Raw genomic sequence first — 13,275 nt, forward strand, 5'->3', positions numbered from 1 at the left:
CCATGCGCAAGCGCTATCGTTTGCACCTGCAAGGGCGAGAGCATCTCGATCGCTGGCTGGTCTCCTATGCCGATTACATGACGCTCATCTTCGCCCTTTTCGTGGTGCTCTACTCCGTTGCCATCGTCAACAAGGAGGAGTACCGCGCCGTCATCGAGGGCATGACCCAGGCCTTCAACCAGGCGCCGCGCAGCGATGGCCTGCTGGAAGGACGGGGCAATTCCTTGCTGGACAACCCGGTGTCGGCCGCCCCCAGCCTGCTGGAGAGCAAGGCCTCTGCGTCCCCCTCGCGTGCCCCCATCACGGGTACGCCCGTCTCGCAAGATGGCACGGCTCTTGCGCAGATCGACATGCAGATCCAGGAGTCCATGGGCGCCCTGGTCGATGCGGGGGTGGTGAAGCTTGCGCAGGATGACAACTGGCTGACGGTGGAGTTGAGTTCAGGTCTCCTGTTCAACAGTGGCAGCGCTTTTCTGGGTAACAATGCCGCCCCTGTGCTCGATACGCTTTCAGGTATTCTCAAACCGGTCGATAACTATGTCAGGGTGCGGGGCTACACGGATAACCAACCGATAAACAACGAAATTTTCCGCTCCAACTGGACATTGTCAGCGGCCCGCGCCGAGGCAGTGCTCAATGCCCTGGTGGGCAAAGGGGTGGCTCCCGGTCGGCTCGCCTACGAGGCGTACGGAGAGTTTTCCCCCTTCGTCGACAATGGCACCGAGCAGGGACGATTACAGAATCGCAAGGTGGTGGTCGCCATATCCAGGTTCGCCTGGGTGCCGCCAGCCCCCGTCAAACCGCTGACGGTGGCACCGGTGCAGGACGCACCGCAGAGTGTCGACAGTGAAAAGATCAGGGTGATCGCGCTGCCCGGTGGGGGCATACGCATAACAACAAGGCAGGATTGATACAGTGATTGTTTGGACGGTTGCCAATCAGAAAGGTGGAGTCGGTAAAACCACCACGGTCGTCTCCCTGGCGGGCATTCTGGCCCAGCGTGGCCAGCGGGTACTGCTGATCGACACCGACCCCCACGCCTCCCTGACCTCCTATCTCGATTTCGACTCGGACAGGCTGGAAGGCACCCTGTACGAGTTGTTCCAGGCGGCCAAACCCAGCGCCGAGCTGGTCAACCGGATGACCCTCAAGACCCGATTCGAGAACATCAGCCTGCTGCCCGCCTCGATTACCCTGGCCACGCTGGATCGGGTGATGGGCAACCGGGAAGGGATGGGGCTGGTGCTCAAGCGCGCTCTGCTGCGGGTGCAGGATCAGTTCGACTACGTGCTCATCGACTGCCCGCCGGTGCTGGGGGTCATGATGGTGAACGCGCTGGCGGCCTGCGATCGCATCCTGGTGCCGGTACAGACCGAATTCCTGGCCCTCAAGGGGCTGGAGCGGATGATGAAGACCTTCGAGATCATGCAGCGCTCCAAGCGGGAGAAGTTCCGCTACACCATCATTCCGACCATGTTTGACAAGCGTACCCGCGCCTCCCTGATGACATTGCAGTCCATCAAGGAGCAGTATGGGGAGGCGGTGTGGAATGCGGTCATTCCCATCGACACCAAATTCAGGGATGCCAGTCTGGTGCACATTCCTCCCTCCATCTATGCACCGGGCAGCCGGGGCACCTATGCCTATGAGACCCTGCTCAACCATCTCGACGCGCTGGAGCGTCAACGGACCCAGGAGGTGATGCCGTGAGAGAGACCACCCAGGTTCGGGCCATGGACGACTATTTCCACTCCCTGCTGCTGGACGATGCCCTGCTGCGGGAAGATCCCGAAGACGAAGCACCGGCCCCTGCGTTGCAACGTCAGACCGTCGCCGTGCCGGAGGTGGCTGCCACCCCCTATCTTGAAGCCGATACCCGACTGGCCCAGCTGAGCGAGCTGCTTGCCCAGGTGGGACAGGTCCAGTTCGAGATGGATGCCCTGAGCCACGAAGAGGTGCATGTCGAACCATTCCAGCTCGAGGCGGAGGTGGTTGACAGTGAGCCTCTGGTCGCCCTGGCAGAGCCGGTGGTGGAAGCCGTGGCGGAGGAGGTCGAGCCCGTCGCCCTCGCGGTGGCAGAACCTGCGCCCGCCCTTGAGGCGGCGCCCGCACCGTCGACCTGGGAGAACCTGGATACCGGCAACGAGTTTCAGGCGCTCTTCTTCGACGTGGCCGGGGTGACGTTTGCGGTGCCTCTGACCGAGTTGGGGGGCATCCATCAACTGGGGGAGGTGACCTCTCTCTTCGGCCAGCCGGGCTGGTACAAGGGGATCATGACCTCCCGCGAGCAGAAGATGAACGTGGTGGACACGGCCCAGTGGGTCATGCCGGGTCAGCATCTGGAGATGGACGATTACAAATATCTGATTATGCTGGGAGAATCACCCTGGGGATTGGCCTGTCACCAGTTGAAGGGCACAGAACTGCTGCACCGGGACCAGGTGAAGTGGCGCCATCAGGAGGGCAAGCGCCCCTGGTTGGCCGGCATGGTCAAGGAGAAGATGTGTGCCCTGCTGCACGTCAGGGAGCTCTTGCTGCTGCTTGGCCGGGGCGTGAACATCGAAGGCCGCTGACAACATCGGCATCGCCATGGTTTTATTGCTAATTTTACCCGTTGACGGGTTCATACAAGGATCAAGAAGATGACAGAGAAGCGCAATATTGCACAGAATCTGGCCGAAGACGAAGTGCTGCAGTGGGTGACCTTCCAGTTGGAAAACGAGACCTATGGCATCAACGTGATGCAGGTTCAGGAAGTGTTGCGCTACACCGAGATCGCTCCGGTCCCGGGTGCACCTGACTACGTGCTGGGTATCATCAACCTGCGTGGCAACGTGGTGACCGTCATCGATACCCGCTCCCGTTTCGGCCTGCCGGCCGGGGATGTGAGCGAGAACTCCCGCATCGTCATCATCGAGGCGGAGAAGCAGGTGATCGGCATCATGGTGGACAGCGTGGCCGAGGTGGTCTATCTGCGCTCCTCCGAGATCGATGCCGCCCCGGCGGTGGGCACCGAGGAGAGCGCCAAGTTCATCCAGGGCGTCAGCAACCGTGACGGCCAACTGCTGATCCTGGTGGATCTCAACAAGCTGCTCTCCGACGAAGAGTGGGAAGACATTGGTTCCCTGTAACAGGGACGGGAACGTGCGGACGGGGGCGATGGCACCTGTCCGCCTCCCTGTGACGGTAAGGTGATGGTTTGATGATTGAATTTGCAGCCTTGGGGTTGTCCTTGCTCGCACTGGTGCTGGCCCTTTACGGGATCCTGGGGCACCGTCGTCGCCAGCGAGAGTCCGAGGCCAGGGTGGAAGCGCTGCAGGGGCAGCTCGAGAGTCTGCGCAAGCAGATGATGGAGTTGCACACGGGCGCAATCGGCATGGGTCAGCGTCTGCAAGCCGCAGAAGGGGCCATGCAGAAGATCCACGACAGCCAGCAGGAGCTGACGTTGCAGGATCCGGAGCGCCGCCTCTACAGCCGCGCCGCCAAGATGGTGGAGCTTGGTGCCGATCTGGACGAGGTGATGAGCGAGTGCGAGTTGCCCCAGGCGGAAGCGGAGCTGCTTATTTCCCTGCGAAAGGGACGCAGCTGACGGATGTGTCGCGGGGAGGCCGGTGCCTCCCCGCTTTCTGTTCGGCCCGTGGCCACCTCTTTCTTGATGCCGGGACAGTGGATAATCCTTTGGCATCAATCTCTTTGGTGGGGGCGCGATCTTCCCCACAAATCCTGTTGATTATTGGCATCTTTGAAAAGACGCCTCCGGATCCTGTGTTAAGATACAGGCCGCCTCATTTTCAACGATTACATCCCCATGCTGCTTCAAGCGAACAATCTGAGCTGCGTGCGTGAAGATCGCACCCTGTTTGAACATCTCTCCTTCGCGGTGCGTGCCGGGGATTTGATGCAGATTGAGGGTCCCAACGGGGTGGGCAAGACCAGCCTGTTGCGCCTGCTCACCGGCCTCTCCCAGCCCTTTGCTGGCGAGGTGTGCTGGAATGGGGAGAATATCCGCCATTGCCGGGATGAATACCACGCCAGCCTGCTTTACCTGGGCCATCAGCCCGGCGTCAAGGCGACCCTGACCCCCCTTGAGAATCTCTCCTTCTACCAGAAGCTTCATGGCCCTGCCGGGGACGGCGTGGATCTCTGGCGGGTGCTGGCCCAGGTCGGCCTCGCCGGTTTCGAAGACTATCCCGCGGGGCAGCTCTCCGCCGGGCAGCAGCGACGGGTGGCGCTGGCCAGGTTGTGGCTGAGCGAGCGACCGGCGCTCTGGATCCTGGACGAGCCCTTCACCGCCATCGACAAGCAGGGGGTCAGGGTGCTGGAGCAGTTGTTCCTCGCCCACGCGGACAGGGGGGGCATGGTGGTCCTTACGACCCACCAGGATCTGACCCTGATGCAGGGACGGCTCAAGACCCTCTCCCTGACCTCGCTGTTGCAGGAGTAGCCCATGCTGCGCGCCGTCATACACCTTATTCACCGCGAGTTGCTGATGGCCCTGCGCCAGCGCGCCGACATCTTCAACCCGCTCTGGTTCTTCCTCATCGTCATCACCCTGTTTCCATTGGGGATCGGGCCCGAGCCCCAGTTGCTGGCCCGCATCGCTCCCGGCATCATCTGGGTGGCGGCCCTGCTGGCGGCCATGCTCTCCCTGGAGCGGCTGTTTCGTGACGACTTCAGTGACGGCGCCCTGGAGCAGATGATGCTGATGCCCCATCCCCTGGGGTTGCTGGCCCTGGCCAAAGTGATCGCTCACTGGTTGCTGACCGGTCTGCCGCTGTTGCTGGTCTCCCCCTTGCTCGCCATCCTGCTCTCCCTGGAGCTGAAGACCTATGTGGCCGTGGTGGCAACCCTGGCGCTCGGTACGCCGGTGCTGAGCCTGCTCGGGGCGGTCGGAGTAGCGCTGACCGCAGGGCTGCGCAAGGGGGGCGTGCTGCTCAGCCTGTTGTTGCTGCCGCTCTATATTCCGGTGCTTATCTTCGCCACGTCCGCCATCGACGCGGCGAGCATGGGACTGCCCTATGCCGGTCAGCTCGCCATCCTGGGGGCCATGCTGGTGGGGGCATTGACCCTGACGCCCCTGGCTATCTCGGCGGCGCTTCGGGTGAGTGTCAACTGATTGACTTGGTGAAAAGATTTTCGTTTGAAGCCTTGTTAGGGGCGAGATAGTTGAGATAGATCAAGGGGATGGCTGCTTATTGCTTTCGGGGGATATGATGTTTTTCCCCCATGGGTATGGTAGCCCTCGCCACTTAAAAATTAATAACTGAAAGGTTTCGTGAGCTATGTGGAAATGGTTGCACCCTTATGCCAAACCCGAGCGCGCCTATGGGCTGGCCGGCACCCTGCTGCCCTGGTTTGCCGTGACAAGCCTGCTCGCCTTCATCATCGGCACCGTCTGGGGGCTGGCTTTCGCACCCGCCGATTACCAGCAGGGCGACTCTTTCAGGATCATCTATATCCATGTGCCCTCCGCCATCCTCTCCATGGGCGCCTACTCCACCATGGCGGTGGCCGCCTTCATTGGCCTGGTGTGGCAACTGCGCATGGCAGACATGACGGTGGCGGCCATCGCCCCGGTGGGGGCCGTCTTCACCTTCATCGCCCTCTTTACCGGCGCCGCCTGGGGCAAACCCATGTGGGGCACCTGGTGGGTGTGGGATGCCCGGCTCACCTCCGAGCTCATCCTGCTGTTCCTCTATCTGGGTGTCATCGCCCTCTACAACGCCTTCAGCGACAAGGTGGTGGCGGGCCGCGCCGCCGGCATCCTGGCGCTGGTCGGGGTGATCAACCTGCCCATCATCCACTACTCGGTGGAGTGGTGGAACACCCTGCACCAGGGGGCCACCATCACCAAGTTTGACAAACCCTCCATCTCCCCCGAGATGCTGTGGCCGCTGCTCATCATGATCCTGGCGTTTGCCGCATTTCTCGGTGCCCTGACCCTGATGCGTTTTCGCAATGAGCTGCTGATGCGGGAGTGGCACCGCCCCTGGGTCGCCGACATCGCCAGGCAGGAGAAGTAAGCATGCACTTTGCCTCGTTCAGTGATTTCATGGCCATGGGAGGCTATGCCTTCTACGTCTGGCTCTCCTTCGGTCTGACCCTGCTCTGCCTGGTCGGCATCGTCATTTCCACCCGGTTGAAGACCCGCAGCCTGCTTGGCGAACTGCGCAACAAGCAGGCTCGGGAGGCACGCCGCAAGGCGGCCCAGCAGATGGAGAACACCCTATGAACCCGCGCCGCAAGAAACGCCTCACCATCATCCTGGCCATCAGCCTGGGCCTTGCCAGCGTGACTGGCCTGGTGCTCTATGCCCTGAGCCAGAACATCGACCTCTTCTACACCCCGAGCGAGCTGGTGGAAGGGAAGGGGCCGGAGAAGATCAAGCCCGAGGAGGGGCAGCGCCTGCGCATCGGTGGCCTGGTGGTGCCGGGGTCTGTGGTGCGGGATCCCCAGAGCCTCAAGGTAGCCTTCAAGCTGGTGGACAACGGCGGCCATCTGGTGACGGTGGAGTTTGACGGCATTCTGCCGGACCTGTTCCGCGAGGGGCAGGGCATTGTCGCTCAGGGCACCCTCAAGGATGCCACCACGGTCGCCGCCTTCGAGGTGCTGGCCAAGCACGACGAGAACTACATGCCGCCGGAAGTGGCCGACGCCACCAACGGCATGCACTTCAAGCCCGAATACACAGAGGCGCAGTTGCAGGGAGCCAAGCAATGATGCCGGTATGCGCCAAGAATTCACTTCTTTATGCCGCCAAATCGGCAGGTTTCTCTGTGCAATCGAGAGGGAATAGTCAATGATCCCGGAATTAGGGCAGTTCTCACTGATCCTGGCCTTCGCCACCGCCCTGCTGCTGGGCAGTTACCCGCTGATCGGGGCCCATCTCGGTCGTCTTGGCATGATGTCGGCGGCCCGCCCGCTCGCCTACAGCCAGTTCCTGCTGCTGCTGCTGTCGTTTCTCTGTCTCACCTGGGCCTTTATCGACAACGACTTCACCGTGCAGTACGTGGCCACCAACTCCAACAGCCTGCTGCCCCTGCAATACCGCATCTCGGCGGTATGGGGAGCCCATGAAGGCTCGCTGCTGCTCTGGGTGCTGACCCTGGGGGGCTGGACGGCGGCGGTGGCCCTCTTCAGCCGTCGCCTGCCGCTCGATGCGGTGGCGCGGGTACTCGGGGTGCTCGGCCTTATCTCGGTGGGCTTCACCGCCTTCGTGCTGTTCACCTCGGATCCTTTCACCCGCACCCTGCCGTATTTCCCGGTGGACGGGCGGGATCTCAATCCGCTACTGCAGGATCCCGGTCTCATCTTCCACCCCCCCATGCTCTACATGGGCTACGTGGGCTTCTCGGTGGCCTTCGCCTTCGCCATCGCCTCCCTGATGACGGGGCGTCTGGACGCCACCTGGGCGCGCTGGTCCCGTCCCTGGACCATGGCGGCCTGGGTCTTCCTGACGCTGGGCATCGTGCTCGGCTCCTGGTGGGCCTATTACGAACTCGGCTGGGGTGGCTGGTGGTTCTGGGATCCGGTGGAAAACGCCTCCTTCATGCCCTGGCTGGCGGGCACGGCCCTGCTCCACTCCCTCGCGGTGAGCGAGAAGCGCGCCACCTTCAAGGCCTGGACCGTGCTGCTGGCGCTCTCGGCCTTCTCCCTGAGCTTGCTCGGCACCTTCCTGGTGCGTTCCGGCGTGCTGGTGTCGGTCCATGCGTTTGCCTCGGACCCGACCCGGGGTCTGTTCATCCTGGGCTTCCTGCTGGCGGTGATAGGCAGCTCCCTATTGCTGTTCGCCTTCAAGGGCTCCCAGGTGAAGAGCCACGGCAAGCATGAGCTGTGGAGCCGGGAGACCCTGCTCCTTGGCAACAACATCCTGCTGGTGGCGGGCCTGCTCACCGTGCTGCTCGGCACCCTGCTGCCCCTGGTGCACAAGGAGCTGGGGCTTGGCAGCATCTCCATCGGCACCCCCTTCTTCAACCACATCTACAGCTGGCTAATCATCCCCTTCGCCCTGCTGCTGGGGGTGGGCCCCCTGTTCCGCTGGCGCCGCCAGGATCTCGGTGAGCTCAAGGGCAAGGTGATGCTCGCCCTGGTGCTGAGCCTGGCCGCGGCTCTGCTGTTGCCCAAACTCTTTGCCGAGGCGTTCAAACCCTGGGCTGCGCTCGGTATCGGCCTTGGCGTCTGGATCATCGTCACCAGCGTGCAGGAGACCTGGGCGCGGGCCACCCACAAACACGGTTTTGCCACCGGCGTGCGCAAGCTTGGCAACAGCCACTGGGCCATGATCCTGGGGCACGTGGGGCTCGCGGTCAGCATCATCGGCATCGCCTGCACCCAGAACTACAGCATCGAGAAGGACCTGCGGATGCAGGCCGGCGATCGCGTCCAGTTCGCCGATTACGAGTTCGTCTTCACCGGCATCAAGGAGAAGAACGGCCCCAACTACGACGGTTTCAAGGGCGTGCTGGAAGTGCACCAGGATGGCAAGCAGGTAGCCCTGCTCAAACCTGAGAAGCGGATGTACACCGTGAGCCGCATGCCGATGACCGAGGCGGCCATCGATGCGGGGGTTACCCGGGATCTCTATGCGGCGCTCGGCGAGCAGCTCGACAACGGCGCCTGGGCGGTACGGATCTACTACAAGCCCTTCGTGCGCTGGATCTGGTTCGGCGGCGTCTTCATGGCCCTCGGCGGCGTGCTGGCCATGCTGGACAAGCGCTACCGCTTCGGACGTCGTGACGAGGAGGCCAAGGCATGAGCAAGAAGACCTGGCTCTATCTGCTGCCCTTCATCATCTTCCTGATGGGGGCCGTGTTTCTGTTCAAGGGGCTCTACTCCGATCCCACCAAGCTCGAATCCGTGATGGTGGACAAGGAGGTGCCCGTGTTCACCCTGCAGGACATCTATGACCTGGGCAAGCAGCACGACAGGAGCATCCTCAAGGGGCGCCCCATGCTGCTCAATGTCTGGGCCACCTGGTGCCCGACCTGTTACGGAGAACACACCTACCTCAAGGAGCTGGCGGGGCAGGGGATCTACATCGTCGGCATGAACTACAAGGACGAGCGTGACAAGGCCATCAAGTGGCTGGCGGAGCTTGGCAACCCCTACCAGATCAACCTCTACGATCCGGACGGCATGCTGGGGCTGGATCTCGGTGTCTATGGCGCGCCCGAGACCTTCTTCATCGACAGCCAGGGCATCATCCGCTATCGCCACGTGGGGGACATCAACCCAGACGTCTGGGCCAGTACCCTCAAACCCATCTTCGATGCCATGAAGTGAGGCCTCCCCGATGAAAACACTGATTGCATCCCTGTTGCTGCTGGCCGGTCTCGTCTGCGCCGGACAGGCCCGCGCCGCCATCGATGTCTACACCTTCGAGAGCGACGCCCAGGAGCAGACCTTTCGCGAGCTGACTAAGGAGCTGCGCTGCCCCAAGTGCCAGAACCAGGACATCGCGGATTCCAACGCCGGACTTGCCAAGGATCTGCGGGACAAGACCTACCAGATGGTGCGCGAGGGCAAGGAGAAGCAGGAAGTGGTGGACTACATGGTGGCCCGCTACGGCAACTTCATTCTCTATGATCCCCCCCTGATGGCCTCGACCCTGATCCTCTGGCTTGGCCCCTTGCTGGTCATCGTGATTGGCGTCGTCACCGTGGTGGTGCGAAGCCGCCGCCATGCCCCTGCTCCCTTGCAACAGTCTGAAGGCACCCTGAGTGCAGAAGAGCAGGCCAGGCTGTCCGCCCTGCTCAAAGAGGAAGAGAAACCATGACCCCATTCTGGATACTGGGTGCGGCCCTGCTGGTGCTGGCGAGCCTGGCGCTGATCGTGCCGCTGTGGCGCGGCGAGGGCAGGCAGAGCATCAGTCGCTCGGCCCTCAACAAGCAGCTCTATCGCCAGCGCCTGCTGGAGATAGGGGAGGAGCGGGAGCAGGGGATACTGGCGGAGGAGCCGGAATCCCTGGTGGAGCTGCAGCGCAGCCTCCTGGACGACATTCCCGACGTGGAGCAGACCGCCCGTGGCGGCAAGAGCCTGATCTGGATCCCCGGTGTGCTGGTGCTGGCGGTGGTGAGCATCGGCCTCTACGCCAAGCTCGGCGCCTGGCAGGAGGTGAGCCGCTGGCAGGATGCCAGCAGCCGGTTGGGGGAGCTCAGCAATCGCATCCTGGTGGAGCGCGACGCCCGGGTGACCGAGCAGGATCTGCTGGACTTCACCCTGGCCCTGCGAACCCAGCTGAAACAAGAACCGAACGACTACCGTGGCTGGCTGCTGCTGGGACGTCTGACCCTGGATGGCAATGATCCCGAGATGGCCCGCGAGGCGCTGGAGCGTGCCTACGCTCTCGCGCCCCAGAAGGCCATGGTGGCGGTGCCCTATGCCCAGGCCCTGATGATGACGGGGGAGGAAGCCCGTGCGGATCAACTGTTGCAGGCGGTCATTACCGAGGACCCGGCCAACATCGAGGCTCGCTCCGTCCACGCCTTCATGGCCCTGCAAAAAGAGGATTTCCAGACCGCCCTCGACCGCTGGCAGGGGATGTTGCCGCTGCTGGAGCCGGGCTCGGCCCGCTACACCATGGTGGAGCGCTCCATGGAGTACGCCAGGCAGCAGCTTGGCCAGCGTGGCATCGCCGTGACTACCCCGTCTGCCGAAGGCCAGGCACAAGCCGGGGTGCTGGCGGTGAAAGAGGGGGAGTTCCCCCTGCACATCACCCTGGCGCCGGGCATCAAGATGCCGGAAGATGCCCATCTGTTCGTCTTTGCGGTGATCCCCAACGGTCCGCCCATGCCCATCGCGGTCAAGCGCATTGCAGGCCCGCATCTCCCGCTCACCCTCTCCCTGGGGGACGGGGATGCCATGATGGAGGGGAGCAAGCTGGCGGCCCATGCCGAGCTGCAGTTCAAGGCGCGCCTCTCCCGGGGCGGCAACGTCATGAACAAGGAAGGCGCCTTTGAAGGGGTTTCGGTCACCGTGCCGACCAGCACCATCCCCACAGCGCCGATTGACATCCGCATCGATCACGCCCTCTAATATGCTTTTGGCCCACCCCTTGGGGTGGGCCCCCTGTATAATTCATATCAATACCCAAAAAAATCTTAGGACTTTCATATGTATCTGCGTTCAGGAGCATTGGCGGTGGCATTGCTGCTCGCGGGCTGTGCGGGCGGCCCTCCCAAGCCGGGCCCGGAGAGCCTGGATCTCGGCGAGACCCCGAGCCGCCCCGGGGCATCCAGCACGGCCAGCGATCCTCGCGACCCCTTCCAGGGGCCCAACCGTGCCATGTGGGCCGTCAACTATGACGTGCTGGAGCCCTATGTGGCGCGCCCCGTGGTACACGGCTATGCCCGCTATGTCCCGCAAGGAGTGAGGGACAGCATAGAGAATTTCGTGGACAACTTCGACGAGCCGAGCAGCATGGTAAACCACCTGCTGGTGGGGGATCTGAAAGGGGCCGGTACCAACCTGGGCCGCTTCACCCTCAACACCACTGTGGGCCTGCTCGGTCTGTTCGACGTGGCCAAGCATGCGGGCCTGGCTCGCAACACGCTGGAGATGGACACCGTGCTCGGCAAGGCCGACATCGGGGATGGCGCCTATCTGATGGTGCCGGTCTACGGTCCCACCACCACCCGGCAACTGGTTGGGGATACCATCGATACCATCTACTTCCCCTATGCCCTGCTGACCTTCCCGCTGAAGGTGGTGCACTGGGCGCTGGATGGCCTCGGTACCCGCTCCAAGCTGATCGATCAGGAGCGCATCATCGACAACGCGCTGGATCCTTACGCCCTGACCAAGGACTTCTACTTGCAGTACAACGATGGCAAGGTGACGGGCCGCAAACCCGAGCTCCAGGAGCAGAAGCCAGAGGCGGCGGATGATGGCAACCTCGACGATTACATGGACGAGATAGACCAGTAAGCACGGTCATCTTCCACAAGGCGCCTGCGGGCGCCTTTGTTGTCGATGGCAGGTGTTCGACCATAAAAAACGCCCCGCAAGTGCGGGGCGTTTTGGCAAGAAAGGCTTATCAGGCAGCCAGGTTCTTGGCCACGAATTCCCAGTTGACCAGGGCCCAGAAGGTTTCCATGTACTTCGGACGCAGGTTGCGGAAATCGATGTAGTAGGCGTGTTCCCACAGGTCGACGGTCAGCAGCGGGGTGGTACCGGCTTCGGTCAGCGGGCAACCGGCGTTGGAGGTGTTGACGATGGCCAGGGAGCCGTCAGCCTTTTTCACCAGCCAGGTCCAGCTGGAGCCGAAGTTGCCGATGGCAGACTTGGTGAACGCATCCTTGAACTCGGCGAAGGAGCCGAAGGCCTTGGTGATGGCATCGGCCAGGGCGCCAGTGGGCTCGCCACCGCCGTTCGGGGAGAGGCAGTGCCAGTAGAAGGTGTGGTTCCAGATCTGGGCAGCGTTGTTGAAGACGCCACCAGTGGAGGTCTTGATGATCTCTTCCAGAGACTTGCCTTCAAACTCGGTACCCGGCACCAGGTTGTTCAGGTTGACCACGTAGGTGTTGTGGTGCTTGCCATGGTGGTATTCCAGAGTTTCCTGGGAGATGTGCGGTTCCAGAGCATTGATTGCATAGGGCAGAGCGGGAAGTTCGAAAGCCATTTTCTACTCTCCATTGGCTGGTCCGTGCGAAGGCGACGGTTGCAAGACATTGCGTACTCTTTTCTATCTTGAAAAGAATTGTTCTTGAAATGAGGGGGCCAGACGGCCCAAAGCCCGACGATTGTAGCAGTATCAAAGATGGGCGAACAACCCTTGATTCTTGCCATGATCCGGATCAAGCTGCGGCGTATTGATGCATGACTTCTTTCATTCGCAACGGTTTGCCAGTTTGTGGTCTGCCCGGATTGCAGTAGAATGGCCGCCGAAATCGCTCCAGTGAGGCATTTATGGAAACTATTGAAAAGATCAAACAGCAGTTGGCTGAGAATCCCATCATCCTCTACATGAAGGGATCCCCCAAGCTGCCCAGCTGCGGTTTCTCTGCCCAGGCCTCCCAGGCCCTGATGTCCTGCGGCGAGCCTTTCGCCTATGTCGACATCCTGCAGAACCCGGACATCCGCGCCGAGCTGCCGAAATTCGCCAACTGGCCCACCTTCCCGCAACTGTGGGTCGAGGGCGAGCTGGTCGGTGGTTGCGACATCATGATCGAGATGTTCCAGGCCGGCGAGCTGCAGACCCTGATCAAGGAAACTGCCGCCAAGCACAAGCAGGATGACGCTGCTGCCGAGTAAGGCCGCATCTATACCATGCAATGC

17 protein-coding genes are annotated in these 13,275 nt (G+C 62.0%); 16 read left to right on the forward strand and 1 reads right to left on the reverse strand.

From position 1 onward, the window contains the following. Positions 1-2 precede the first annotated feature (2 nt). The 15 genes from J9893_RS19800 to J9893_RS19870 all read left to right on the forward strand — a co-directional run bounded on the left by J9893_RS19800 (position 3) and on the right by J9893_RS19870 (position 11,925). Positions 3-911, forward strand: coding sequence for an OmpA family protein (locus J9893_RS19800; RefSeq protein ID WP_210601746.1), 909 nt, complete (start codon positions 3-5; stop codon positions 909-911). Between the two features lie 4 nt (positions 912-915). Beyond that, positions 916-1,710, forward strand: a complete 795-nt coding sequence (locus J9893_RS19805) for a ParA family protein (RefSeq protein WP_010673940.1) — start codon at positions 916-918, stop codon at positions 1,708-1,710. Beyond that, positions 1,707-2,573, forward strand: a complete 867-nt coding sequence (locus J9893_RS19810) for a chemotaxis protein CheW (RefSeq protein ID WP_134996663.1) — start codon at positions 1,707-1,709, stop codon at positions 2,571-2,573. The genes J9893_RS19805 and J9893_RS19810 overlap by 4 nt, the downstream gene beginning before the upstream one ends. Before the next feature lie 69 nt (positions 2,574-2,642). Further along, positions 2,643-3,131: a chemotaxis protein CheW gene (locus J9893_RS19815; protein WP_010673942.1), complete on the forward strand. Its 489-nt coding sequence runs from the start codon at positions 2,643-2,645 to the stop codon at positions 3,129-3,131. 71 nt (positions 3,132-3,202) lie between these two features. Beyond that, positions 3,203-3,589, forward strand: coding sequence for a DUF2802 domain-containing protein (locus tag J9893_RS19820; protein WP_010673943.1), 387 nt, complete (start codon positions 3,203-3,205; stop codon positions 3,587-3,589). 219 nt (positions 3,590-3,808) lie between these two features. Continuing rightward, complete coding sequence (gene ccmA / locus J9893_RS19825) at positions 3,809-4,444, forward strand: cytochrome c biogenesis heme-transporting ATPase CcmA (protein ID WP_039039903.1); 636 nt, start codon at positions 3,809-3,811, stop codon at positions 4,442-4,444. A gap of 3 nt (positions 4,445-4,447) precedes the next feature. After that, positions 4,448-5,116: a heme exporter protein CcmB gene (gene ccmB / locus J9893_RS19830; RefSeq protein ID WP_128271629.1), complete on the forward strand. Its 669-nt coding sequence runs from the start codon at positions 4,448-4,450 to the stop codon at positions 5,114-5,116. Positions 5,117-5,282: 166 nt separating this feature from the next. Next, the gene (locus J9893_RS19835; protein WP_010673946.1) at positions 5,283-6,023 is read left to right on the forward strand and encodes a heme ABC transporter permease; all 741 of its coding nucleotides are present in this window, start codon (positions 5,283-5,285) and stop codon (positions 6,021-6,023) included. A 2-nt stretch (positions 6,024-6,025) separates the two neighbouring features. Beyond that, entirely contained in the window at positions 6,026-6,232 is a 207-nt protein-coding gene (ccmD, locus tag J9893_RS19840) for a heme exporter protein CcmD (RefSeq protein WP_039039901.1), read from the forward strand. After that, a complete protein-coding gene (ccmE, locus tag J9893_RS19845) occupies positions 6,229-6,720 on the forward strand; it encodes a cytochrome c maturation protein CcmE (protein WP_010673948.1) in 492 nt (163 codons plus the stop codon). The genes ccmD and ccmE overlap by 4 nt, the downstream gene beginning before the upstream one ends. Before the next feature lie 79 nt (positions 6,721-6,799). Then, on the forward strand, positions 6,800-8,755 hold the full coding sequence (locus J9893_RS19850; protein WP_043154498.1) for a heme lyase CcmF/NrfE family subunit: 1,956 nt from the start codon (positions 6,800-6,802) through the stop codon (positions 8,753-8,755). Further along, on the forward strand, positions 8,752-9,282 hold the full coding sequence (locus tag J9893_RS19855) for a DsbE family thiol:disulfide interchange protein (RefSeq protein WP_010673950.1): 531 nt from the start codon (positions 8,752-8,754) through the stop codon (positions 9,280-9,282). The genes J9893_RS19850 and J9893_RS19855 overlap by 4 nt, the downstream gene beginning before the upstream one ends. A gap of 10 nt (positions 9,283-9,292) precedes the next feature. Further along, entirely contained in the window at positions 9,293-9,775 is a 483-nt protein-coding gene (locus J9893_RS19860) for a cytochrome c-type biogenesis protein (RefSeq protein WP_143237236.1), read from the forward strand. Continuing rightward, on the forward strand, positions 9,772-11,034 hold the full coding sequence (ccmI, locus tag J9893_RS19865) for a c-type cytochrome biogenesis protein CcmI (RefSeq protein ID WP_143237237.1): 1,263 nt from the start codon (positions 9,772-9,774) through the stop codon (positions 11,032-11,034). The genes J9893_RS19860 and ccmI overlap by 4 nt, the downstream gene beginning before the upstream one ends. A 78-nt stretch (positions 11,035-11,112) precedes the next feature. After that, positions 11,113-11,925, forward strand: coding sequence for a VacJ family lipoprotein (locus J9893_RS19870; RefSeq protein ID WP_029314176.1), 813 nt, complete (start codon positions 11,113-11,115; stop codon positions 11,923-11,925). A gap of 109 nt (positions 11,926-12,034) precedes the next feature. Here the strand turns inward: J9893_RS19870 and sodB are convergent, their stop codons facing one another. Next, positions 12,035-12,619 (reverse strand): superoxide dismutase [Fe], encoded by a 585-nt coding sequence (gene sodB / locus J9893_RS19875; RefSeq protein WP_010673954.1) that lies wholly within the window; start codon positions 12,617-12,619, stop codon positions 12,035-12,037. A gap of 287 nt (positions 12,620-12,906) precedes the next feature. On the opposite strand from sodB, the gene J9893_RS19880 reads away from it, so the two are divergent. Continuing rightward, positions 12,907-13,251, forward strand: a complete 345-nt coding sequence (locus tag J9893_RS19880) for a Grx4 family monothiol glutaredoxin (RefSeq protein WP_010673955.1) — start codon at positions 12,907-12,909, stop codon at positions 13,249-13,251. Positions 13,252-13,275: the final 24 nt, after the last annotated feature.

It is taken from the genome of Aeromonas sp. MaB10011B, assembly GCF_017939325.1.
In the GTDB taxonomy this organism is placed as follows: domain Bacteria; phylum Pseudomonadota; class Gammaproteobacteria; order Enterobacterales; family Aeromonadaceae; genus Aeromonas; species Aeromonas caviae.

Excerpts from the sequence above, each read along its gene's own strand:
- ccmI (WP_143237237.1), top strand. The coding sequence starts at position 9,772 with ATGACCCCATTCTGGATACTGGGTGCGGCCCTGCTGGTGCTGGCGAGC.
- J9893_RS19820 (WP_010673943.1), top strand. The coding sequence starts at position 3,203 with ATGATTGAATTTGCAGCCTTGGGGTTGTCCTTGCTCGCACTGGTGCTG.
- J9893_RS19860 (WP_143237236.1), top strand. The coding sequence starts at position 9,293 with ATGAAAACACTGATTGCATCCCTGTTGCTGCTGGCCGGTCTCGTCTGC.
- ccmE (WP_010673948.1), top strand. The coding sequence starts at position 6,229 with ATGAACCCGCGCCGCAAGAAACGCCTCACCATCATCCTGGCCATCAGC.
- ccmB (WP_128271629.1), top strand. The coding sequence starts at position 4,448 with ATGCTGCGCGCCGTCATACACCTTATTCACCGCGAGTTGCTGATGGCC.
- sodB (WP_010673954.1), bottom strand. The coding sequence starts at position 12,619 with ATGGCTTTCGAACTTCCCGCTCTGCCCTATGCAATCAATGCTCTGGAA.
- J9893_RS19880 (WP_010673955.1), top strand. The coding sequence starts at position 12,907 with ATGGAAACTATTGAAAAGATCAAACAGCAGTTGGCTGAGAATCCCATC.
- J9893_RS19870 (WP_029314176.1), top strand. The coding sequence starts at position 11,113 with ATGTATCTGCGTTCAGGAGCATTGGCGGTGGCATTGCTGCTCGCGGGC.
- J9893_RS19835 (WP_010673946.1), top strand. The coding sequence starts at position 5,283 with ATGTGGAAATGGTTGCACCCTTATGCCAAACCCGAGCGCGCCTATGGG.
- J9893_RS19800 (WP_210601746.1), top strand. The coding sequence starts at position 3 with ATGCGCAAGCGCTATCGTTTGCACCTGCAAGGGCGAGAGCATCTCGAT.
- ccmD (WP_039039901.1), top strand. The coding sequence starts at position 6,026 with ATGCACTTTGCCTCGTTCAGTGATTTCATGGCCATGGGAGGCTATGCC.
- ccmA (WP_039039903.1), top strand. The coding sequence starts at position 3,809 with ATGCTGCTTCAAGCGAACAATCTGAGCTGCGTGCGTGAAGATCGCACC.
- J9893_RS19815 (WP_010673942.1), top strand. The coding sequence starts at position 2,643 with ATGACAGAGAAGCGCAATATTGCACAGAATCTGGCCGAAGACGAAGTG.
- J9893_RS19850 (WP_043154498.1), top strand. The coding sequence starts at position 6,800 with ATGATCCCGGAATTAGGGCAGTTCTCACTGATCCTGGCCTTCGCCACC.
- J9893_RS19855 (WP_010673950.1), top strand. The coding sequence starts at position 8,752 with ATGAGCAAGAAGACCTGGCTCTATCTGCTGCCCTTCATCATCTTCCTG.